This is a genomic window from Pseudomonas sp. CFBP 13602, from assembly GCF_014842725.1.
GTDB lineage: Bacteria > Pseudomonadota > Gammaproteobacteria > Pseudomonadales > Pseudomonadaceae > Aquipseudomonas > Aquipseudomonas baltica.
Genome location: NZ_JACYVT010000004.1, coordinates 405,391 through 428,181 on the forward strand (window position 1 = coordinate 405,391; position 22,791 = coordinate 428,181).

20 protein-coding genes are annotated in these 22,791 nt (G+C 63.4%); 11 read left to right on the forward strand and 9 right to left on the reverse strand.

Annotated features, from left to right (window positions below; translation table 11 throughout):
- The first annotated feature begins 22 nt into the window (after nucleotides 1–22).
- Complete coding sequence (locus IFU31_RS10730) at nucleotides 23–2,326, forward strand: YgiQ family radical SAM protein (RefSeq protein WP_192102880.1); 2,304 nt, start codon at nucleotides 23–25, stop codon at nucleotides 2,324–2,326.
- 30 nt (nucleotides 2,327–2,356) lie between these two features.
- On the opposite strand, the gene IFU31_RS10735 is transcribed toward IFU31_RS10730, so the two are convergent.
- Nucleotides 2,357–2,593, reverse strand: a complete 237-nt coding sequence (locus IFU31_RS10735) for a hypothetical protein (RefSeq protein ID WP_185795305.1) — start codon at nucleotides 2,591–2,593, stop codon at nucleotides 2,357–2,359.
- A gap of 228 nt (nucleotides 2,594–2,821) precedes the next feature.
- Between IFU31_RS10735 and IFU31_RS10740 the strand changes: the two genes are divergently transcribed.
- The 4 genes from IFU31_RS10740 to azu all read left to right on the forward strand — a co-directional run bounded on the left by IFU31_RS10740 (nucleotide 2,822) and on the right by azu (nucleotide 9,210).
- The gene (locus IFU31_RS10740; RefSeq protein ID WP_192102882.1) at nucleotides 2,822–5,206 is read left to right on the forward strand and encodes a transglutaminase family protein; all 2,385 of its coding nucleotides are present in this window, start codon (nucleotides 2,822–2,824) and stop codon (nucleotides 5,204–5,206) included.
- Nucleotides 5,207–5,278: 72 nt separating this feature from the next.
- Nucleotides 5,279–7,765, forward strand: coding sequence for a circularly permuted type 2 ATP-grasp protein (locus tag IFU31_RS10745; protein WP_192102884.1), 2,487 nt, complete (start codon nucleotides 5,279–5,281; stop codon nucleotides 7,763–7,765).
- On the forward strand, nucleotides 7,765–8,655 hold the full coding sequence (locus IFU31_RS10750; protein ID WP_192102886.1) for a transglutaminase family protein: 891 nt from the start codon (nucleotides 7,765–7,767) through the stop codon (nucleotides 8,653–8,655). The genes IFU31_RS10745 and IFU31_RS10750 overlap by 1 nt, the downstream gene beginning before the upstream one ends.
- 105 nt (nucleotides 8,656–8,760) lie before the next feature.
- Nucleotides 8,761–9,210, forward strand: a complete 450-nt coding sequence (azu, locus tag IFU31_RS10755) for an azurin (protein WP_122480353.1) — start codon at nucleotides 8,761–8,763, stop codon at nucleotides 9,208–9,210.
- Nucleotides 9,211–9,342: 132 nt separating this feature from the next.
- Here azu and pncB read toward each other — a convergent pair whose 3' ends face one another.
- On the reverse strand, nucleotides 9,343–10,542 hold the full coding sequence (gene pncB / locus IFU31_RS10760; protein WP_122480352.1) for a nicotinate phosphoribosyltransferase: 1,200 nt from the start codon (nucleotides 10,540–10,542) through the stop codon (nucleotides 9,343–9,345).
- Nucleotides 10,543–11,038: 496 nt separating this feature from the next.
- On the opposite strand from pncB, the gene IFU31_RS10765 reads away from it, so the two are divergent.
- The 6 genes from IFU31_RS10765 (at nucleotide 11,039) to IFU31_RS10790 (ending at nucleotide 17,623) form a co-directional block, all read left to right on the forward strand.
- Complete coding sequence (locus IFU31_RS10765) at nucleotides 11,039–12,175, forward strand: branched-chain amino acid ABC transporter substrate-binding protein (RefSeq protein WP_122480351.1); 1,137 nt, start codon at nucleotides 11,039–11,041, stop codon at nucleotides 12,173–12,175.
- Between the two features lie 144 nt (nucleotides 12,176–12,319).
- Nucleotides 12,320–13,234 carry an ABC transporter permease subunit gene (locus IFU31_RS10770; RefSeq protein ID WP_122480658.1) on the forward strand — a complete coding sequence of 305 codons (915 nt, stop codon included), beginning with the start codon at nucleotides 12,320–12,322 and terminating at the stop codon, nucleotides 13,232–13,234.
- Nucleotides 13,235–13,236: 2 nt separating this feature from the next.
- On the forward strand, nucleotides 13,237–14,541 hold the full coding sequence (gene livM / locus IFU31_RS10775; protein WP_122480350.1) for a high-affinity branched-chain amino acid ABC transporter permease LivM: 1,305 nt from the start codon (nucleotides 13,237–13,239) through the stop codon (nucleotides 14,539–14,541).
- Nucleotides 14,538–15,413 carry an ABC transporter ATP-binding protein gene (locus IFU31_RS10780; protein ID WP_122480349.1) on the forward strand — a complete coding sequence of 292 codons (876 nt, stop codon included), beginning with the start codon at nucleotides 14,538–14,540 and terminating at the stop codon, nucleotides 15,411–15,413. Before livM ends, IFU31_RS10780 begins: the two co-directional genes overlap by 4 nt.
- Nucleotides 15,410–16,126, forward strand: coding sequence for an ABC transporter ATP-binding protein (locus IFU31_RS10785; RefSeq protein ID WP_122480348.1), 717 nt, complete (start codon nucleotides 15,410–15,412; stop codon nucleotides 16,124–16,126). Before IFU31_RS10780 ends, IFU31_RS10785 begins: the two co-directional genes overlap by 4 nt.
- A gap of 729 nt (nucleotides 16,127–16,855) precedes the next feature.
- Nucleotides 16,856–17,623: an SDR family oxidoreductase gene (locus tag IFU31_RS10790; protein ID WP_122480347.1), complete on the forward strand. Its 768-nt coding sequence runs from the start codon at nucleotides 16,856–16,858 to the stop codon at nucleotides 17,621–17,623.
- Between the two features lie 12 nt (nucleotides 17,624–17,635).
- On the opposite strand, the gene IFU31_RS10795 is transcribed toward IFU31_RS10790, so the two are convergent.
- From IFU31_RS10795 to IFU31_RS10825, 7 genes are all read right to left on the reverse strand, one after another.
- A complete protein-coding gene (locus IFU31_RS10795) occupies nucleotides 17,636–18,724 on the reverse strand; it encodes an AGE family epimerase/isomerase (protein WP_192102888.1) in 1,089 nt (362 codons plus the stop codon).
- A 93-nt stretch (nucleotides 18,725–18,817) separates the two neighbouring features.
- Nucleotides 18,818–19,390 carry a HupE/UreJ family protein gene (locus tag IFU31_RS10800; RefSeq protein ID WP_122480345.1) on the reverse strand — a complete coding sequence of 191 codons (573 nt, stop codon included), beginning with the start codon at nucleotides 19,388–19,390 and terminating at the stop codon, nucleotides 18,818–18,820.
- A 57-nt stretch (nucleotides 19,391–19,447) separates the two neighbouring features.
- Complete coding sequence (gene ureG / locus IFU31_RS10805) at nucleotides 19,448–20,062, reverse strand: urease accessory protein UreG (protein ID WP_122480344.1); 615 nt, start codon at nucleotides 20,060–20,062, stop codon at nucleotides 19,448–19,450.
- Nucleotides 20,063–20,072: 10 nt separating this feature from the next.
- Nucleotides 20,073–20,747 carry an urease accessory protein UreF gene (locus IFU31_RS10810; protein ID WP_192102890.1) on the reverse strand — a complete coding sequence of 225 codons (675 nt, stop codon included), beginning with the start codon at nucleotides 20,745–20,747 and terminating at the stop codon, nucleotides 20,073–20,075.
- Entirely contained in the window at nucleotides 20,744–21,244 is a 501-nt protein-coding gene (gene ureE, locus IFU31_RS10815; RefSeq protein WP_122480342.1) for an urease accessory protein UreE, read from the reverse strand. Before ureE ends, IFU31_RS10810 begins: the two co-directional genes overlap by 4 nt.
- 158 nt (nucleotides 21,245–21,402) lie before the next feature.
- A complete protein-coding gene (locus IFU31_RS10820) occupies nucleotides 21,403–22,029 on the reverse strand; it encodes a TetR family transcriptional regulator (protein ID WP_192059085.1) in 627 nt (208 codons plus the stop codon).
- Nucleotides 22,030–22,176: 147 nt separating this feature from the next.
- Complete coding sequence (locus tag IFU31_RS10825; RefSeq protein ID WP_122480340.1) at nucleotides 22,177–22,713, reverse strand: hypothetical protein; 537 nt, start codon at nucleotides 22,711–22,713, stop codon at nucleotides 22,177–22,179.
- Nucleotides 22,714–22,791 lie beyond the last annotated feature (78 nt).

Below are 22,791 nucleotides of genomic sequence, written 5' to 3' on the forward strand. Positions count from 1 at the left end.
GATTTTTCATACGGTCATCGACATGCAAGCAGCCAAGCCGCTTTTTGACTATCCCAAATACTGGGCCGAATGCTTCGGCCCAGCGCCTTTCCTGCCCATGAGCAGGGAGGAGATGGATCAGCTTGGCTGGGATTCCTGCGACATCATCATCGTCACCGGTGATGCCTATGTCGACCATCCGTCGTTCGGCATGGCCATCATCGGCCGGCTGTTGGAAGCCCAGGGGTTTCGCGTGGGCATCATTGCCCAGCCGAACTGGCAGTCCAAGGACGACTTCATGAAGCTGGGCGAGCCTAACCTGTTCTTCGGTGTCGCGGCCGGCAACATGGATTCGATGATCAACCGCTATACCGCCGACAAGAAGGTGCGTTCCGACGACGCCTACACGCCCGGCGGCCAGGCCGGCTCGCGGCCAGACCGCGCCAGCCTGGTGTACAGCCAGCGATGCAAGGAAGCCTACAAGCATGTGCCGATCGTGCTGGGCGGCATCGAAGCATCGCTGCGCCGCATCGCGCACTACGACTACTGGCAGGACAAGGTTCGTCATTCGATCCTGATCGACGCCTGCGCCGATATCCTGCTGTACGGCAACGCCGAGCGCGCCATCGTCGAAGTGGCCCAGCGCCTGTCGTACGGTCAGAAGGTCGAAGAGATCACTGACATTCGCGGCACCGCGTTCATTCGCCGCGATACGCCCAAGGACTGGTACGAGGTCGACTCGACCCGTATCGATCGGCCAGGCAAGGTCGACAAGATCATCAACCCGTACGTCAATACCCAGGACACCCAGGCCTGCGCCATCGAGCAGGAGAAGGGCAACCTCGAAGACCCGAACGAAGCCAAGGTCGTGCAGATCCTGGCCAGCCCGCGGATGACGCGGGACAAGACGGTGATCCGCCTGCCTTCCTTCGAGAAGGTACGCGGTGACGCGGTGCTGTACGCCCACGCCAACCGCGTGCTGCACCTGGAAACCAACCCAGGCAATGCCCGTGCCTTGGTGCAGCGGCATGGCGAAGTGGACGTGTGGTTCAACCCGCCGCCCATTCCCATGACCACCGAGGAAATGGACTACGTGTTCGGCATGCCCTATGCCCGGGTTCCGCACCCGGCGTACGGCAACCAGAAAATCCCGGCCTACGACATGATTCGCTTCTCGGTGAACATCATGCGCGGCTGTTTCGGTGGCTGCACCTTCTGCTCGATCACCGAGCACGAGGGGCGGATCATCCAGAACCGTTCCGAAGAGTCGATCATTCGCGAGATCGAAGAGATCCGCGACAAGGTGCCGGGTTTTACCGGAGTGATTTCCGACCTTGGCGGGCCGACCGCCAACATGTACCGCATCGCCTGCAAGAGCCCGGAAATCGAATCCGCGTGCCGCAAGCCGTCGTGTGTGTTCCCGGGGATCTGCCCGAACCTCAACACCGACCACTCTTCGCTGATCCAGCTGTACCGCAGCGCGCGGGCACTGCCGGGCGTGAAGAAGATCCTCATTGCCTCGGGCCTGCGCTACGACCTGGCGGTGGAGTCCCCCGAGTACGTCAAGGAGCTGGTGACGCACCACGTCGGCGGCTACCTCAAGATCGCCCCGGAGCATACCGAGGAAGGTCCGCTGAATCAGATGATGAAGCCGGGTATCGGCTCGTACGACAAATTCAAGCGCATGTTCGAGAAGTTCTCGAAAGAAGCGGGCAAGGAGCAGTACCTGATCCCGTACTTCATCGCCGCCCACCCCGGCACCACCGATGAAGACATGATGAACCTGGCGCTGTGGCTCAAGGGCAACGGTTTCCGTGCCGACCAGGTGCAGGCGTTCTACCCCTCGCCGATGGCTTCGGCCACCGCGATGTACCACTCGGGCAAGAACCCGCTGCGCAAGGTCACCTACAAGAGCGACAACCTGACCATCGTCAAGAGCGAGGAACAGCGTCGCCTGCACAAGGCATTCCTGCGCTATCACGACCCCAAGGGCTGGCCGATGCTGCGCGAGGCACTGGAACGCATGGGCCGTGCCGACCTGATCGGTCCGGGGAAAAACCAGCTGATTCCGTTGCATCAGCCGGCTACCGACACCTATCAGAGTGCGCGACGCAAGAATTCCACCCCGGCCGGCAGCCACAAGGTGGCCAAGGAAACCCGCATCCTGACCCAGCACACCGGGTTGCCGCCGCGTGCCAGCGACGGTTCCAAGCCGTGGGACAAGCGCGAGCAGGCCAAGGCTGCCGCCGAGGCGCGCAGCAAGCAGGCTGCCAAGGATCGCCAGCAGGCTGCCAAGCCCGGCAAGGGCAAGGGCAAGCCGACCCGCCAGCCGGTCCTGCCGCGCTGATGCACGTTGCGCTGCCGTGAGCGCGATGGCTTACGGCTCGGTGTGACCGTCAGGCACGGTGTCGGTCGACTTTGGCTGCGCTCGTCGTGGTGGGCGTGCGGCGATGGCGTCGTGGGCTGGGTTGTCGGTCGTGTCCAGCACTCCGTCTCTGGTCGCACTGCGGATGGCGTCGATCAATGCCTGGGTGGGGCGCAACGACGTCTTGCGCTGTCTTGAAGGCTGCGCGGTGAGCAGGGCTTGCGCAGCGGTGTCTTGGTCGGTTGGCATGGGAATATCTCCTGATTGAATGAGCGCCCACATTAAGGTGAGCGCCTCCTGCCTGGGCAATACAGGTTTATCGCACCACGATGCGTCCAATGTATGCGACGCTGGCACACGCCGAACGAGGGCAACCGTTCGATCGGATGTCCCGCTTCGCAGTGCAGTGGCTGAACCCTCCACATGGCATAAGTCTTGCGCCGTGCACTTACCTTCCAGGCTCGCAGGAGGCACGCCGTGTCGATTCATGTCGCACTGAACCATGTCACCCATTATCGCTACGACCGCGCCGTCGATGTCGGCCCTCAAGTGGTGCGCCTGCGCCCCGCGCCGCACAGCCGCACGCGGGTGCTTTCCTATGCCTTGAAAGTGTCGCCAGCGCAGCACTTCATCAATTGGCAGCAGGACCCGCAGGGCAACTACCTGGCCCGCCTGGTGTTTCCGGAGAAGGCCACCGAGCTGCGCATCGAAGTGGACCTGGTTGCCGAGATCGCGGTGTTCAATCCCTTCGATTTCTTTCTCGAACCGCATGCGCAGCAGATGCCCTTCGCATACACCGACGAAGAGCAGCATGAGCTGGCTCCCTACCTGGAAACCCTGGCCCTGACGCCCAGGTTTCAAGCGTACCTGGACGGCATCGACCGTACGCCGATCCCCAGTATCGATTTCCTGGTCAGGCTGAACCAGCAACTCAGCCAGGACATTCGCTACCTGCTGCGCATGGAGCCGGGCGTGCAGACGCCCGAGCACACGCTGCTCACCGGTGCCGGTTCGTGCCGCGATTCCGCCTGGCTGCTGGTGCAGCTGATGCGCCGACTGGGGATTGCCGCGCGCTTCGTCTCCGGCTATCTGATCCAATTGGTCGCCGACGAGCAGGCCCTCGACGGTCCGTCCGGTACCGATGTCGATTTCACCGACCTGCATGCCTGGTGCGAGGTGTATTTGCCGGGCGCTGGCTGGATTGGTCTGGACGCCACGTCCGGGCTGTTTGCCGGGGAGGGCCACATTCCCCTGGCGTGCAGTCCCGAACCTTCTTCGGCGGCGCCGATCAGTGGCCGGGTGGAGCCCTGTGAGGTGACGTTTTCCCACCGGATGTCGGTGCAGCGTATCTGGCAGACGCCACGCGTCACCTGGCCTTTGAGCGAAGAGCAATGGGCGGACATGCAGGCCCTGGGGCAGCGGGTCGATGCCGATCTGCGCGCAGAGGACGTGCGCCTGGGCATCGGCAGCGAGCCGACCTTCGTGGCCATGGATGGCGCCGATGCCGCGAGGTGGGAAGCTCGAAGCGACGCACCTGCCAGTGGTTTCAAGGCTACGTCGATGCCAGGCGTGTTCAAGGTCGACGTGCCGCCATCGACAAGCTGGGCGCAGTCGGTCCAGGGTGTGGATGAGCTGTACGAGCAGGCCCGGCAGGGTCGCCTGGAGGCCCAGCGGTTCATGATCGACGGTCGGCAGACCGGCACCGGCGCGGGTAATCCGTTGCTGCTGGGTGGGACGACGGCGGCGGATTCGCCGTTTCTGCGCCGCCCCGACCTGCTGCGCAGTCTGATCGGCTATTGGCATGATCATCCGGCGCTGTCGTATCTGTTCAGTGGCACTGCCTGGCCGACCCCGCGGGTCGACGAAACGCGCGGCGATGCGTTGTACGAACTCGAGATCGCTCTGGCGCAATTGCCCGTTCCCGGCGTGCCGTGCCCAACAGGGCTGATCGACCGTGTGCTGCGCCATCTGTTGGTGGATATGACCGGTAACCCTGCCGGCGCGCAGTTCTGCATTGCCCGTCTGGACGGTGACGGACCAGGGGAGCGCGCGGGGCTGCTGCGCCTGCAGGGCCTGGAAATGCCACCTCATGGGCGCATGAACCTGGCTCTGCAACTGTTGCTGCGCAGCCTGGTGGCGCGCTTCTGGCGCAAGCCCTACGCACCGGCCAGGCTGACCCGCTGGGGGACACAGCTGCACGACCGCTTCATGCTGCCGTACTTCATCGAGCGCGATTTCGCCGAGGTGATCGACGATCTGAATGCACACGGCTATGCCGTGGATGCCGGATGGTTTGCCGCACAACGGGCGTTTCGCTTCCCCACCATGGGCGACTGCGTGGTAGAGGGGATTGCCGTGGAGCTGCGCCATGCCCTGGAGCCTGGCCCCGGACGAGGCAGTGCCAGTGGCGCGCCGCAGTCGCCGGACGCATCGCTGGAGCGCCTGCAGGTGCGCGTCAATGGGTTGCTGGCCGATCGTTACCGGCTGGCTGTCAACGGCCAGCCCCTGCCGCTGACCGCTACCGGTCGTGCCGGCGAGTTCGTTGCGGGAGTGCGCTACCGTGCCTGGCAGGCCGATCACGGCGATGACGTCGCCGGCCAGGCGCATGTGCCGCTGACCTTCGACATCGTCGACACCTGGACGCAGCGCTCGCTGGGTGGGTGCCAGTACCATGCGGTGCACCCCGGCGGGCGCAGCTACGACAGCCCACCGGTGAATGCCAACGAAGCCGAAAGCCGGCGTCTGGCGCGGTTCTTTCGGATCGGCCACAGTCCCGGCAGGTTGGTACTGCCAGCGCTCAAGGTGGACGATGACTTGCCGATGACCCTGGACATGCGCCGCGTTCCTCAAGGCGGGGTGTGAGCCATGGACGGTATCCGCGCACCGTGCAGGCTGCGATAATCGTTCTTCTCAACGCTGCCCCCGAGCTTCGCCATGTCTGACCTGCTCGATCGTTACTCGCTGTCCGGCGGGTCCTATCATGAAATGCTCGAACCCGATGGCGGCGTGCGCCCGCACTGGCGGCGCCTGTTCGAGCATCTGCAACGCAGTGCGCCAGGCCAGTTGTCGCAGCGCCAGGCGTCGCTGACACGGCAGATCCAGGAAAACGGCGTCACCTACAACGTCTATGCCGACCCCAAGGGGGCCGATCGGCCGTGGGAACTGGACCTGCTGCCGCACATCATTCCTGCCCACGAATGGCGCCAGGTCGCGGCGGGTATCGCCCAGCGGGCACGCTTGCTCAACGCCGTGCTGGCCGATATCTATGGCCCGCAAACGCTGATTGCCCAAGGGCTGCTGCCCGCCGAGCTGATCTTCGGGCACAACAACTACCTGTGGCCGTGCCAGGGCATGCAGCCGCCGCAGGGCACGTTCCTGCACCTGTATGCGGCGGACCTGGCGCGCACGCCCGATGGACGCTGGTGGGTCACCGCCGACCGGACCCAGGCGCCCTCCGGCGCAGGCTATGCGCTGGAAAACCGCATGGGCCTGTTGCGGACCTTTCCCGAGCTGTACCGCGACTTGAAAGTCGAGCACATGGCCGGCTTTTTTCGCACCGTGCAGGACACCATGAGCCGACTGGCCGCCAGCGCCAACGAGGCGCCGCTGGTGGTGCTGTTGACGCCTGGGCGGTTCAACGAAAGTTATTTCGAGCATCTGTACCTGGCACGCCAGCTCGGCTATCCGCTGGTCGAGGGCAGTGACCTGACCGTGCGCGAGGCGACCGTCTACCTGAAGACCTTGAGCGGTCTGCGCCGGGTGCACGCGATCATGCGTCGCCTGGACGACGATTTCTGCGACCCCCTGGAGTTGCGCACCGACTCTGCCCTGGGCGTGCCCGGCCTGCTCGACGCCGTGCGCCAGGGCAATGTGATGGTGGCCAATGCCTTGGGCAGCGGCGTGCTCGAATCGCCCGGGCTGCTGGGTTTTCTGCCGCGGATCTGTGAGCATCTGTTCGGCGAAACCTTGATCCTGCCGTCAATCGCCACCTGGTGGTGCGGCGAGCCGCCGGTGCTGGCCCAGGCCCTCGAGCGGCTGGACGAGCTGGTGATCAAGCCGGCCTTCCCGTCGCAGAACTTCGGCCCGGTGTTCGGTCGGGATCTGGACGCCGCCCAGCGTCAGGCACTGACCGAACGCATTCAGGCCCGGCCCTATGCCTACGTCGCTCAGGAAATGGCGCAGCTGTCCCTGGCGCCGGTGTGGCATGGCCACGGCAACCACCTGCAACCCAGGGCGATCGGCATGCGCGTGTTTGCGGTCGCCGCCGCCGACGGTTACCGAGTGTTGCCCGGCGGCTTGACCCGAGTGGCCACGGACGCCGATGCCGAAGTGGTGTCGATGCAGCACGGCGGCGCCAGCAAGGACACCTGGGTGTTGGGCGAGCACGCTCCGGTCGGCGAGCAGTGGCGGGCGCAGCGAACCATCGGGGTCCATGATCTGGTGCGCATGGACCCCTACCTGCCTTCGCGGGTGGTGGAGAACCTGTTCTGGTTCGGCCGTTACTGCGAGCGTTGCGACGGCAGCGCACGACTGCTGCGGATCATTCTCGGCCGCTATCTGGACGGCGACGATCCTCAGGCGCTGCAGGCCGCTGTCGATCTGGCCGAAAGCCTGCACCTGTTGCCCGAAGAGGGCGACCTGCGCGAGCGCCTGCTGATGGCCCTGCGCGGTGAGGATTGGGCGTTCAGCCTGCGTGCCAACCTGCAGCGTCTGCAGTGGGCGGCGTTTCAGGTACGCGGCAAGCTGTCGCGAGAGAACTGGCAGGCGTTGGGCGAACTGCAGCGCGAGTCACTGGTGCTTGAAGTCGACGTGCCGGACCTGGGCGAGCTGCTCGACTTCCTCAATCGACTGGTGATGAACCTGGCTGCACTGTCCGGTTTTGCGCTCGACGACATGACCCGCGATGAAGGCTGGCGTTTTCTGATGATCGGGCGACGCATCGAACGCCTGCAGTTTCTCAGCAATGGCTTGTCGGCGTTTCTGGCAAGCGATGCGCTGGACGAACAGGCTGGCCTGGACTGGCTGCTCGAGTTGGGCAACAGCAGCATCACCTATCGTTCACGCTACCTCGCCGTGCCGCAGTTGATTCCGGTGCTGGACCTGCTGTTGCTCGACGCCCAGAACCCCCATGCCGTGTTGTTCCAGCTCAAGCTGGTGGCGCGGGCCGTACGCCGCCTGAGCGATGAATTCGACCTGCCGGTGGATCGCGCCCTGGAGCCACTGATCGAGCGCGTGGCGCGCTTTGATCTGGGTACCCTGGAAAACGCGCTGTTCGGTGAAGCCAGCGTGCGCGCCGTGCTCGACGGCCTGCGCAGCCTGCTGGAGGATATCGCCAGTGTCAGCGTGCAGGTATCGGACCGCCTGGCGTTGCGCCATTTCGTCCATGTCGACGATGTCAGCCAGCAAACGGTGTCGGTGTGATGAGTGCGCATTACCAGATCGTTCACGACACCCGTTACTGCTACGACAGCCCAGTGTCGCTGGCCAAGCAGCTGGCGCACCTGTGGCCGAGGCCTTGCGCCTGGCAGGTGTGCCATGAGCACGCACTGCAGATCAGCCCCGAACCGACCCGGCGTACCGATGAGCTCGATGTGTTCGGCAATCCGCTGACGCGGCTGGCGTTCGAGCGCCCCCACGATGAACTCAAGGTTGGCGCGCGCCTGCATGTCGAGGTGCTGCCACGAGCGCCGGTCGTGCTTGCCCGGTCGCCGGCCTGGGAGTCGACCCGCGATGCCCTGTGCTATAGCGGCCGGCCAGTCGCCGCGCAGGTGCTGCAAGCCTGTCGCTACCGCTTCGAATCCCCCTACGTGCGCCTGAAGAAAAGCTTCGTGGCGTTTTCCGCCAGTTGCTTTCCGTCCGGCAGGCCGATGCTGCAGGGTGCCCAGGCCTTGATGCAGAAGATCTTCAGCGAGTTCACCTTCGATGCCATGGCTACCCAGGTGGCGACGCCGCTGGTCGAGGTGTTGGAGAACCGTCGGGGCGTCTGCCAGGACTTCGCCCACCTGATGCTGGCCTGCCTGCGCTCGCGCGGTTTGGCGGCACGCTACGTCAGCGGCTACCTGCTGACCCAGCCACCGCCAGGGCAGCCGCGAATGATCGGCGCGGATGCGTCGCATGCCTGGGTGTCGGTGTTCTGCCCGGTGCTGGGATGGGTCGATTTCGACCCCACCAACAACGTTCAACCGGGGCTGGAACACATCACCCTGGCATGGGGGCGTGATTTCAGCGACGTGTCGCCCTTGCGCGGGGTGATTCTGGGCGGTGGTGGGCACGATCCCGAAGTGCGCGTGACCGTTCTGCCGATGGTTTGAGCCGAATGTTTACAGCGAATGTCTGACTGCTGGCAGAGTGCTGCAGCCTGCGGCCAATCGTGAAATGATTGCCGCCGTAGCCATTTCCCCTGCCTGGAGACTCACATGTTTGCAAAAGCTGTAGCGGTATCGGTGCTTGCCCTGGCCAGCGGTCAGTTGCTGGCGGCCGAGTGCTCGACCACCGTCGATTCGACCGACCAGATGACCTTCGGCAGCAAGGCTATCGAGATCAGCAAGAGCTGCAAGACGTTCACGGTCAATCTGACCCACTCCGGCAGCCTGCCCAAGGAAGTCATGGGCCACAACTGGGTCCTGAGCAAGGAAGACGATGCCCGCGGCATCGCCATGGACGGCATGAGTGCCGGCATCGACAACAGCTACCTGAAGAAAGGCGACGAGCGCGTGATTGCGTACACCAAGGTCATCGGCGCCGGGGAGAAGGATTCGGTGTCGTTCGACGTGTCGAAACTGTCGGCAGACCAGAAATACCTGTTCTTCTGCTCGTTCCCGGGTCACCTGGCCATGATGAAGGGGGCGGTGACCCTGGTCGATTGAGTGTTCGCTTCGACCACGTAGGAGCGGTCATCGGCCGCGAAGCAGGCGACGCGGTATGCCTGATTCACCGCGTTGACCTTTTCGCGGCCACGGACCGCTCCTACAGGACGTCCGCCATTGCGTGTACTGGCTTCAAGCAGGCACCTTGAACACGTGGCGCAGGTAGGCGACGAAATTGGGGTCGCGGCATTGGGTCTTGGCGGCTTCGTCGGAAATCTTCGCCACCGGCTGGCCGTTGCAGTCGGTCATTTTCAGCACGATGTTCATGGGTTCCACGCCTGGAATGTCGCAGGTCAGGTTGGTGCCGATGCCGAAGCTCACATTGATGCGCCCGCGCAGTGCGCGAAATATCTGCAGGGACTTGGGCAGGTCCAGCCCATCGGAAAACACCAGGGTCTTGGTCATCGGATCGATGCCCAGCTTGCGGTAGTGGGCGATGGCCTTTTCCGCCCAGACCACCGGGTCACCCGAGTCGTGGCGCAAGCCATCGAAGAGCTTGGCGAAGTACAGGTCGAAATCCCCCAGAAACGCATCCATGGTGATGCAGTCGGTGAGCGCGATGCCAAGCAGGCCACGGTACTCGCGCACCCAGCAATCGAGTGCGGCGATCTGGCTGTCGATCAAGCGTGGCCCCAGTTGCTGGTGAGCCATGATCCACTCATGGGCCATGGTGCCCAGCGGCTTGAGATCCAGCTGACGGGCCAGGTGCATGTTGCTGGTGCCGACGAAGCGCCCCGGAAACTCGTGCTTGAGCACCGTGACCACTTCCTCCTGCACCTTGTAGGAAAAGCGTCGACGAGTGCCGAAGTCGGCCACCTGCAATTCGGCCAGCTCTTCGCTGCTGGCATTGGCCTGCAGCCATTCGAACTTGCGGTAGAGTTTTTCCCGCGGCTGGCTGAGCAGCACATCGGGATAGCGAATGCGATTGCGTACCTCGCTGACCGTGGCCAGCAGTGGCACTTCGAACAGGATCACATGCAGCCACGGCCCGCGAAGGCGAATGAACAGCTGGTCGTTCTCGATGCCGATGCTCAGGTAGCGCAGGTTGAAGCGAAACAGACCCAGGAAGCGCAGGAAGTCGGGCTTCATGAAATTGATGCCTTCCAGAAAGCTCAGCTGGTCCGGGCCCAGACTCAATTCGGAGAGCTGCTCGAGCTGTTCGCGAATGTCGTTCAGGTAGGGCCGCAGGTCTTCGCCGTTGCGACAACGAAACTCCCACTCGACATCGACGTTGGGGTAGTTGTGCAGTACAGCCTGCATCATGCTCAACTTGTAAAGATCGGTGTCGAGCAGGTTTTGCACGATGCGATCGGCGAATACGCTCTCGCTCATCAGGGTCTCCAGAACCGCGTGCCTCATTTGGAACGGCGGTGGCGCACAGTAGGGGCACATTCTGCCAGCTTTTTGGAGTGCGGGTGGATGTGACGTGCCTTCCCCTGCGCGACCCGTGCCAGTGCCCTGCGCGGGCCCGCGAAGAGAGACGCGAAGTGGCCTGCACCCGGCACTGCAGGAGGATCCTGTGGTGCGCGGTGTAGCGGTTATGCACCGACAGTGTGCACTTCGGTTACGTCGGCGGTTACAGCGTGGTTGCCCACGGGCGCTGCGTGGGGTTGCAATGATGGCGCATACGGGTTGTACCCGCACTCTTTGCGGGTTCCACCATTCCCGTGCCAGACGGTTGCACGACCTGTAGAAAATGGTTCCGGCGCAGTGAAGTGCTCCTGAAAATGAAAACTGCGCAAGCTGGGCAAATGCGCTGGCACGGCCCTTGCTCTGAGCAATGCGCTGAAGCTGTAGTGCCAACCAAAAAAATTCAGGAGCACCACTCATGTCGCAGACGTTCTACAGGAAAGGTTTTCTGGCTCTCGCAGTGGCAGCTGCGCTGGGCGCTTCGTCGATTGTTCAAGCCGACATCAAGATCGGCGTAGCAGGGCCGATGACCGGTGCCAACGCATCGTTCGGTCAGCAGTACATGAAGGGTGCACAGGCGGCAGCCGATGCCATCAACAAGGCCGGCGGCGTGAATGGGGAAAAGATCGTCCTGGTTGCCGGTGATGACGCCTGCGAGCCGAAGCAGGCCGTGGCCGTCGCCAACCGGCTGGCCGATCAGGACAAGGTCGCAGGGGTGGTGGGGCACTTCTGTTCCTCGTCCACCGTTCCGGCATCCGAGGTGTATGCAGACGCCGGCGTGCTGATGATCACCCCTGGCTCGACCAACCCGACCGTGACCGAACGTGGCCTGCCGGCGGTATTCCGCATGTGCGGTCGCGACGACCAGCAGGGCATCGTGGCCGGCGACTACATCGTCGACGTGCTCAAGGGCAAGAAAGTCGCAGTGATCAACGACAAGGACACCTACGGCAAGGGCCTGGCCGACGCCACCTCGGCACAGCTGACCAAGCGCGGTGTCAAGCCGGTGCTGGAAGAAGGCCTGACCCGCGGCGAGAAAGACTTCAGCGCCCTGGTCACCAAGATCCGCTCCACCGGCGCCGATGTGGTGTATTTCGGCGGCCTGCACCCCGAAGCCGGGCCACTGGTTCGGCAGATGCGCGAACAGGGCCTCAAGGACGTCAAGTTCATGTCCGACGACGGCATCGTCACCGACGAACTGGTCACCACCGCTGGCGGTGCGCAATACGTCGACGGCGTGTACATGACCTTCGGCGCCGATCCGCGCATGCTGCCCGACAGCAAGGCGGTGGTTGAGGAGTTCCGCAAGTCCGGCTACGAGCCAGAGGGCTACACTCTGTACGCCTACGCTTCGTTGCAGGCCCTGGCTGCAGGCTTCAACGGCGCCAAGTCGAACAAGGGCGAAGAGGCTGCCAAATGGCTGAAGGCCAACCCGGTCAAGACCGTCATGGGCGAGAAGGCCTGGGACTCCAAGGGTGACCTGAAAGTGTCCGACTACGTGGTCTACCAGTGGAACGCCGAGGGCAAGTACAAGCAGCTGGAACAGCAGAAGTAGGACGTTTGCACTGGCGCATGCCAGTCCGGGCCGCCCTTGGGATGGCCCACGTTTCCCTCAATACCGCCTGACAGGTGGCGGGCGGGCCGAGGCCTGTCCGCACCTTGCGCGGTGCGCGGTTCCAGACGTTCGTGAGAGTGCATGATGGACGGTATCTTCCTGCAACAAATGATCAACGGCCTGACCCTGGGGTCGGTGTACGGCTTGATCGCCATTGGCTACACCATGGTCTATGGCATCATCGGCATGATCAACTTTGCCCACGGCGACGTTTACATGATCAGCGCCTACCTGGCCGCCATAGGCCTGGCCGTGCTGTCGTTCTTCGGCCTCGAATCCTTTCCGTTCCTGATCCTCGGCACATTGGTGTTCACCATCGTGGTGACCGGTGTGTACGGCTTCGTGATCGAGCGCGTGGCCTACAAGCCGCTGCGCAACTCGACCCGGCTGGCGCCGCTGATCAGCGCCATCGGCATATCGCTGATCCTGCAGAACTACGCGCAGATCAGCCAGGGCGCTCGCCAGCAAGGCGTCCCGACCCTGCTCGAAGGGGCCTGGCGCCTTGAAGTGGGCACCGGTTTCGTGCAGATCACCTACACCAAGATCTTCATCCTCATTGCCGCCTTCGTGGGCATGGGCGTGCTGACCTACATCATCAAGTTCACCAAACTTGGGCGCATGTGCCGCGCCACCCAGCAGGATCGCAAGATGGCCTCGATCCTGGGCATCAACACCGACCGGGTCATTTCCTATGTGTTCATCATCGGCGCGGCCATGGCGGCGCTGGCCGGCGTGTTGATCACCATGAACTACGGCACGTTCGACTTCTATGCCGGGTTCATCATCGGCATCAAGGCGTTCACCGCAGCGGTACTGGGCGGCATCGGCTCATTGCCCGGCGCCATGCTCGGTGGCCTGATACTGGGGGTTGCCGAATCGCAGTTCTCCGGCTTGATCAACTCCGACTACAAGGATGTGTTCAGCTTCGGCCTGTTGGTGCTGATTCTGATCTTCCGTCCCCAAGGCCTGCTGGGTCGCCCACTCGTGGCGAAGGTATAAGTATGTCCGCACCTACTGCCAAACCTATCGATATCAAGAAAAGCCTGGTCGACATGGTCATTGCCGGCCTGCTGGCGCTGATCGTGTTCGGCCCCATCGTCGGCATCGTGCTCGACGGCTACAGCTTCAACCTGCAACCGGCCCGCGTCGCCTGGCTGGTGGCAGCGGTGATGGCCGGGCGCTTCCTGCTCAGCCTGTTCCTGCAGACGCCGCGTGGCCGCAGCATTTCCCAGAGCTTCGAAAGCTCGGGGTCGGGCGTGCACGTGCTGCCGCCGGACTACAAGTCGCGGCTGCGCTTCATCATTCCAGCGCTGATCGTGATCGCCATCGTGTTCCCCATCTTCGCCAACAAATACATCCTCACCGTGGTCATTCTCGGGTTGATCTATGTGTTGCTGGGCCTGGGCCTGAACATCGTGGTCGGGCTGGCCGGTCTGCTCGACCTGGGCTACGTGGCGTTCTATGCCATCGGCGCCTACGGCCTCGCATTGGGCTACCAGTACTTGGGCCTGGGCTTCTGGTCGGCGTTGCCGCTGGCCGCGATCGCGGCGGCGCTGGCGGGGTGCATACTGGGTTTCCCGGTGCTGCGAATGCACGGGGACTACCTGGCCATCGTGACCTTGGGCTTCGGCGAAATCATTCGCCTGGTGCTCAACAACTGGTTGTCGTTCACCGGCGGTCCCAATGGTGTGCCGGTACCTTCGCCCACCTTCTTCGGCCTGGAGTTCGGTCGTCGCGCCCGTGACGGCGGGGTGCCGATCCACGAGTACTTCGGCTTCGAATACAACCCCGACCTGAAATTCCTGTTCATCTACGCCGTGCTGTTCCTGGTGGTACTGGCCGTTCTCTACGTCAAGCATCGACTCACTCGCATGCCGGTAGGGCGTGCCTGGGAAGCCCTGCGCGAGGACGAGATCGCCTGCCGCTCGATGGGCCTGAACCACGTGCTGGTCAAGCTTTCGGCCTTCACCATCGGTGCCTCCACCGCAGGCCTGGCCGGGGTGTTCTTCGCCAGCTACCAGGGCTTCGTCAACCCGACCTCGTTCACCTTCTTCGAGTCGGCGCTGATCCTTGCCATCGTCGTGCTGGGCGGCATGGGCTCCACCGTGGGTGTGGTGATTGCTGCCTTCGTACTGACCGTGGCGCCGGAGCTGCTGCGCAGTTTCTCCGAGTACCGAGTATTGCTGTTTGGCGTATTGATGGTACTGATGATGATCTGGCGGCCACGTGGCCTGATCCGTATCAGCCGTACCGGCATCAAGCCAGTCAAGGGCGCATTGATCGACGCCAAGGGGACTACGCCATGAGTAACGAAGTCATTCTGTCGGTCGAGAAGTTGATGATGCATTTCGGTGGCATCAAGGCCTTGAGCGATGTCAGCCTGCAGGTCCGGCGCAACTCGATCTTCGCCTTGATCGGCCCCAACGGCGCCGGCAAGACCACCGTCTTCAACTGTCTCACCGGGTTCTACAAGGCCACCGGTGGACGTATCGAACTGAACGCTCGCGGCCAGAAGACCAATGTCATCAAGTTGCTGGGCGAGCCGTTCCAGGCCACCGATTTCGTCTCGCCACGCAGCTTCGCCAGCCGTGTCTGGTACAAGATGTTCGGCGGGACTCACCTGGTGAACCGCGCCGGGCTGGCCCGGACCTTCCAGAACATTCGGCTGTTCAAGGAAATGTCGGTGCTGGAAAACCTGCTGGTCGCCCAGCACATGTGGGTCAACCGCAACATGCTGGCAGGCATCCTCAACACCCGTGGTTATCGCAAGGCCGAAGAGGACGCTATCAAGACCGCGTTCTACTGGCTGGAAGTGGTGGACCTGGTGAACTGCGCCAACCGCTTGGCCGGTGAGCTTTCCTACGGCCAGCAACGGCGTCTGGAGATCGCCCGGGCCATGTGCACGCGGCCCCAGGTGATCTGCCTGGACGAACCGGCGGCGGGCCTCAACCCGCAGGAAACCGAGGCCCTGAGCGGCATGATCCGCCTGCTGCGTGACGAGCACGACATGACGGTGGTGCTGATCGAACACGACATGGGCATGGTGATGAGCATTTCCGACGACATCGTGGTACTGGACCATGGCAATGTGATCGCCAAGGGCGGGCCGGAGCAGATCCGCAACGACCCCAAGGTGATCGCCGCCTACCTGGGTGCCGAAGAGGAGGAGCTGGTATGAGTACGCCCATCCTCGAAATGAAGGAGATCGACGTTCACTACGGCCCGATCCAGGCGCTGAAGAAAGTCTCGCTGCACATCAACGAGGGCGAGACGGTCAGCCTGATCGGTTCCAATGGCGCGGGCAAGTCGACGCTGTTGATGTCGATTTTCGGCCAGCCGCGCGCCAGTGCGGGGCAGATCATCTACCGGGGTACCGACATCACCCAGAAGTCGTCCCACTACATCGCTTCCAACGGCATTGCCCAGTCGCCGGAAGGCCGTCGGGTGTTTCCCGACATGTCGGTGGAAGAAAACCTGATGATGGGTACCATCCCCATCGGCGACAAGCACTCGAGCGAAGACATGCAGCGCATGTTCGAGCTGTTTCCACGGCTCAAGGAACGGCGCAATCAGCGCGCCATGACCATGTCCGGCGGCGAGCAGCAGATGCTGGCCATCGCGCGCGCGCTGATGAGCCGGCCCAAGCTGTTGCTGCTCGACGAGCCGTCGCTGGGGCTGGCGCCGATCGTGGTCAAGCAGATCTTCTCGACCCTGCGCGAGCTGGCCCAGGGCGGCATGACCATCTTCCTGGTCGAGCAGAACGCCAACCACGCCCTGCGGCTTTCCGACCGTGCCTATGTGATGGTCAACGGCGAGATCCGTCTGACCGGCACGGGGCGTGAGTTGTTGAGCAACGACGAGGTGCGCAACGCGTATCTGGGCGGGCACTGAGCAGACGTGAAAGGCTTGCCGAACGCCCCGTCAGGGGCGTTTTTCGTGACCCTGCCCAATTGTGGAAAACAAATTCGCTGCAGCGTCAATGTGCGACATAAAACCACTGTTGGTCACCGAAATGCCACAATGCACGCTTGTCCCCAATTGCTGTGGAACCGGTTGTGGACAAGTTGGTGGTATACCTCTGCAGGCCACGGTATACGGGGCCTTCAGTCAGCTGATCAAAAATCGTACAGCAGGTTGGGCAGTCGTGCGAACGGGCTTTGTCAACTGTTTTATCCACCGTGCCAATCAGAGTGACAGCACCCGCACAGGCTGTGGATAAGTCTGTGAACAAGCCTTGGAAATACTTCTAAAAGTGGCGGTTTCACTGGCGTTGCGCCTTTGGTCGTATGACCACTGCAGACATAGTGCCGTACGTACATGCGCAATACACCCCACCGGTCAAGCCAAAAAATTCTAATGGCTCCCGGCCAGCCTGGCCTCCGGGGTTGCCGTGCAGAAGGGAGTTGCCCCCAATCTCTGTGGAACGGCTTGTGGATAAGTTGCGGGTAACCGCACTGGGACCCGCAACCACGAGGGTCTGCGGGCGCTGTTCGATTATTGATCAGTTGCATACGGCCCGTACGCCGGGCATTCTGCAAAACCCCATTCACGGTGGCGACGATTCGAACGGCCTGCGCATTGCGTGGGCACGCTCCGTGGCTATCCCCGCAGGAGACCCGCATGACTTCCACGGTATTCATCACTGGCGCCACGTCCGGATTTGGCGAAGCCTGCGCGCGACGTTTCGCCGAGGCAGGCTGGTCGCTGATTCTCACCGGCCGTCGCGAAGAGCGCCTGATGGCGCTGAGCGAAGAGCTGTCGGCAAAGACGCGGGTGCATCCGCTGGTGCTCGATGTGCGCGATAGAAAGGCCATGGAGGCAGCGATTGCCGGGTTGCCTGAGGAGTTCGCCAGCATCAGCGGGTTGGTCAACAACGCCGGCCTGGCCTTGGGTGCCGATCCTGCACCCAAGTGCGACCTGGACGACTGGGACACCATGGTCGATACCAACGTCAAGGGCCTGATCTACGCGACGCGGCTGTTGCTGCCGCGCCTGATTGCCCACGGCAAGGGGGCTACCATCGTCAACCTGGGTTCGGTGGCGGGCAATTACCCGTATCCCGGCAGCCATGTGTACGGCGCCACCAAGGCCTTCGTCGGGCAATTCTCGTTGAGTCTGCGCTGTGACCTGCAGGGCACCGGCGTGCGCGTCACCAACCTGGAACCCGGGATGTGCGAAAGCGAGTTCTCACTGGTGCGTTTCGGCGGCGACCAGGCACGCTACGACGCCACCTATGCCGGCGCCAATCCGATCCAGCCGCAGGACATCGCCGAAACCATCCACTGGATTCTGACCCAGCCGGCGCACATCAACATCAACAGTCTGGAAGTGATGCCGGTCACGCAATCGTGGGCCGGCTTCGCCGTGGAGCGTCCAGGCAAGGCTTGATCGGCCCTGGCGTCAGAGGAACGCCTGCAGGCCCTGGTAGCAGGTCAGCAGGTGGTAGGGGGTGGTCGATGGCATGTCCGTGCGGCTGACCACCCCGGTGCCATCGCGGCATTCGTGCCAGCCGCCGGGGTGCAGGAAGCGCTCGCGCAGCACCTGCAACTGCGCGGCCACCGCCGCACCGGGCTGCAAGGTCAGCGCCCGCAGGTATTCGGCCTGTGCCCAGATACGCTGGGTGGCGTCCAGCACCTGGCCGTCGAGCGTGAGCATGCTCATGACCACGCCGTCCCGAACGCCCGTGCGTTGCGCATGGGTGAAGGCGCGCTGCAGGGAGAGGTGCAGCGCACTGCCCTGCAACAGCGGTGAGGTCTGCACGAGGAACAGCCATTCGAACTGATGACCGGGCTCGAACCAGTTATCCACCGCTCCGCGCGGCTTCTCCAGCATGATCCCGTGTTCGGGCTCCACGAAACGCGCCTGCATCGCTTCGCAGAGGGCCTGCAGCGCCCTCTGCGTGGGTGGGTCGTCACGCACTGCCAGGGTTGCCAGGAAGCCCTCGGCCAGGTGCATCAAGGGGTTCTGCAGTGGGCCGGTGCCCAGGTTGGCCCAGCCTTCGCCGAGCACGGCTTCGTAGAGCCCATCATCTGTGGAAAAGCGCGTGGCGATGACCTCGAGGGCGGCATTGAGCACCGATTCCACCAGCGGTTCGCGCACCTTGGCCCAGTAGTGCGCACAGGCGAAGACAATGAATGCGTGGGTGTAGAGATCCTTGCGTCGATCCAGCGGGCGGCCCTGGGCGTCGATGCTGTAGAACCAGCCGCCGTGTTCGGCGTCGTGGAAATGCCGTTGCAGGGAACGGAACAGGGTGGCGGCGTGTTCGCGCGCACCGGGTTGCTCGATCAGGCTGGAAAAGACATACAGTTGGCGGGCGCAGGCCATGGCGCGGTAGCGCTGCACCGGCAACGGCTGGCCGGCAGCGCTCACCGCTTCGAACGGCAGGCCGAGTTCGCTATCGAAGCCAGCGCCTTGCCACAACGGCAATACGATTTCGCGAAAGTGCGCTTGGGTGGCCGCCAGGGCGGCGTGCAGCGTTGGGTCGGGCATTGGCGGGATCATCGGAGGCGTTTTGCGCGACATGGTAGCAGGTGTCGGCCACGGCGCCCAAGACAAGGCCCCTGGGCAGGGGGCCTGGCGCGATCAGCCGGTAAGCAGCCATGCGCCGGTCATGGCCGACAGAGCACCGGCCACGCGTACCAGTGGCGCGGCTGCCGTTGGCAGGAACCGAACGACGGCATAACCCGCCGCGTGCAGTGCTGCGGTCGCCATGACGAAACCGGCAGCATAGGCAACCGGGCTGGACATCTCCGGCAATTCCAGGCCGTGAGCGACGCCGTGGAACAATGCGAACAGCGCAGTGGCCACCACCGCCAAGGCTAACGGTGGCCGCACGGCCAGTGCCACGGCCAGGCCCAGGGCCAGTACCGAGGCGGCAATGCCGCTTTCCAGTGCAGGCAGTTGCAGGCCGGCAAAACCCAGCAGGCCACCGATCAGCATGGTGCCGACGAAGGTGCAGGGCAGAGCCCAGCGTGCCGCGCCTTGCTGCTGCGCCGCCCACAGGCCGACGGCGAGCATGGCCAGCAGGTGGTCGAGGCCACCCAGGGGGTGACCGATGCCGGCCAGCAGGCCATTGTCGCCGTGTCCCGGATGAGCGAAGGCCACCGCCGGTGTCAGCAGCAGGGCTGCGCAGGTGAGAAGCGTCTTGAAGGTCATGCGGGTCTGTTCCTTATCGTCGTGTTCACGGTAGTTGCGGGCAAGGGTGCGCTGGGTTCAGGCGGCGTCGAGCAGGCCTTGGCGTTCGATGAAGGCAATGATCTGTTCCAGGCCCTGACCGGTCTTCTGGTTGCTGAAGACGAACGGCTTGTCGCCGCGCATGCGTCGGGTGTCGCTGTCCATCATTTCCAACGAGGCCCCTACCAGCGGCGCCAGGTCGATCTTGTTGATCACCAGCAGGTCGGACTTGCAGATGCCAGGGCCGCCCTTGCGCGGCAGCTTGTCGCCGGCGGACACGTCGATCACGTAGATGGTCAGGTCCGACAGCTCCGGGCTGAAGGTGGCGGACAGGTTGTCCCCACCCGATTCCACGAGGATCAGGTCCAGGCCCGGAAAGCGCCGGTTGAGCTGGTCCACGGCTTCCAGATTGATGGAGGCGTCTTCGCGGATGGCGGTGTGCGGGCAGCCACCGGTTTCCACACCGATGATGCGCTCGGGCGCCAGGGCCTGGTTGCGTACCAGGAAGTCGGCGTCTTCGCGGGTGTAGATATCGTTGGTGACCACGGCCAGGTTGTAGCGCTCGCGCAGGGCCAGGCACAAGGCCAGGGTCAGCGCGGTCTTGCCAGAGCCTACCGGGCCTCCGATACCGACACGCAGGGGTTGGGTATTCATGGTGACTCTCCTAGGAACGGAACAGGCGGCTGTACTGGCGCTCGTGGGCCATGCTCGCCAATGACAGGCCGAAAGCGGCGCTGCCGTAGTGTCGGGGATCCAGTTCGGTGGCTGCGAACTGGGCCTGCTGCAGCGTCGGCAGCAGTTGTGTGGTAAGTCGCTGAGCAGCCTGCTGGCCCAGGGGCAGGGTCTTCATGAGCACCGCCAACTGGTTTTCCAGCCAACTCCACAGCCAGGCCGCAAGGGCGTCCTGCGCAGGGATGTTCCAGGCGCGCGCGGCCAGTGCCCAGCCCAGGGCCAGGTGGGGCTCTTCGATCTGAGCCAGATAGTGGCGGGCCGTAATGTCCAGTTCGGCAAGGCCGAGCAGCAGTTGCTTGAGCGAATAGCCCATTTGCCGGCTTTCGAGTTGCAGCTCGCGGGTTTCGCGGCTCGAGCGATGTTCGGCATCTAGCTCCAGCAGTTGTCCCCAGTCCTCTTCGGCGGCAGCCACGCAGTGGGCCAGCAGCAGGGGCGCCTCGAAACGGGCCAGGTTGAGCAGCAGTTGGTCGGCGATCCAGCGATGGGCGCTTTGCGCATCGGTCACCGTGCCGTTTTCCACGGCCATCTCCAGGCCCTGCGAGTAGCTGTAGCCACCGATCGGCAGTTGCGGGCTGGCCAGGCGCAGCAGGGCCCAGGCGTTGTTCACGTGCGCACGCCGAACTGGTGCAGTTTGGGCGCGTAGTTGAAGTCTTCCTCGCCATGGCGCGAGTGGTGATGACCACCGCCATAGGCGCCATGTTCGGGATGAAAAGGTGCCAGCAGGGGCTGGGTCTGGGCGCCGAGTTGTTCGAGCATGGCCTTGAGCACGTAGTCGTCGAGCAGGCGCAGCCAGCCGTCACCCACTTGCAGGGCCACGTGGCGGTTGCCCAGATGGTAGGCGGCGCGAGTCAGCTCGAAGGCGCTGCTGCAGGTGACATGAAGCAGCGCCTCGGGACGCGCGCAGACCCGCACCACGCGGCCGTCCTCGGCCTGCAGGCATTCACCGTCGTGCAACGGAGGTTGACCGCGTTCCAGAAACAGGCCGACGTCTTCACCTTCGGCACTGAAACAGCGCAGGCGACTCTTGCTGCGGGCTTCGAAGTTGAGGTGCAGTTCGGCTGCCCATTGGCTTGCGGGCGCGATTCTGCGATGGATAACCAGCATTGGACGTTTCCATTGAAGGGCAGTGGCCAATGCAGAGCAAGTGTCTTGCCAACCGGTAGTGAGCTAACGGGGCTGCGGGATCAGGATGAACGAGGCTCGGCGCAATGCACTGGTGCGGTGCGTAGCGGCGTGAGGTGCACCAATTCGAGGCGAGCGAGTTATTGGTTGAGGCCTTTCCAGTATTTGGCGCCGATGAAAATGAAGCGCAGTTGCTGGCTGATCTTCGCCTCGGGGGTCAGGTGGGCTGGCAGGTCGGCAGCGGGTGGGTCGATCAGTTCGGGAAGCGTGGCAAACACGGCCTTGACGACAAGGTCGGCCATCACCTGCAGTGACGCGCTGCTCAGGTGCTGCCATTTGGGCATGGACCCCAGATCGGTGGCCAGGTCGGCGCTGATGCCGGCGCGCAAAGTGGCAATGGCCTGGCGCACGGGCAGGGACCCTCCGTATTGCTCGCGGGCGAGGAACAGGAATTGCGGGCGATTGGCAGCCACTCCGTCGAGAAAGATGCGGACGGAAGCCGCCGTGAGGCCGCCGACCACTATTTCATGGTGACGAACCAGGCGCAGCGTGGCGCGGAACGTGGCGTCGACTTCGTTGACCAGGGCCAGGCCGAGCTGATCCATGTCGTCGAAATGGCGATAGAAACCGGTGGGTACGATGCCAGCAGCCTTGGCGACTTCGCGCAGGCTGATACTGCCGAAGCCTCGACCGGCCGCCATCAGTTGGCGTGCAGCTTCGAGGAGGGCGAGACGGGTCTGCTGTTTCTGTTCGGCGCGAGGCAACATCGACGGAGCTTCTGTGAAGGACAGCGCAGAACTCTAGCAAATTGACAGGCGGGGCGTCGAACCAAGCGGGTGCAGCGATGGATTACGCGGAGGTGGCAAGCCCGGCTTGGGGAGGCCGGGCTTCGTCGGATACCTCAAACCGCTGCCTCATGCGTTGGCTTGGTCTTGACGATCGAGCAGACGCTGCGAGCCGTTCTCGGCGAAGGTACCTTGTGGGGTGCGATCCGAACCGTCTTCAGCGAAAGTGGCCTGTGGCGTGCGGTCGGAGCCGTTCTCGGCGAAGGTGCCTTGTGGGGTGCGATCCGAACCGTCTTCAGCGAAAGTAGCCTGTGGCGTGCGGTCGGAGCCGTTCTCGGCGAAGGTGCCTTGTGGAGTGCGATCCGAACCGTCTTCGGCGAACGTGGCCTGTGGCGTGCGGTCGGAGCCGTTCTCGGCGAAGGTGCCTTGTGGGGTGCGGTCGGAACCGTCTTCGGCGAAAGTAGCCTGTGGCGTGCGATCGGAGCCGTTCTCGGCGACAGCGCCTTGTGGGGTGCGGTCGGAACCGTCTTCCGCCAGGTAGGGCTGGCTGAAGCTGGCAGCGCTGGAACGCAGTTCGGCGGAAACACTTTGATCGGCGGCTGGCATGGCGAAGGCGTTGGCAGCGAGGACCGAGAGAGTCAGGGAAAGCAGCAATTGGCGTTTCATGATGGTGGCGCTCCTTGGGAGGGCAGTAATTGGGTACAGAGCCAATGCTACTCTTTGAAATTCGATAGAAAAGTTCAT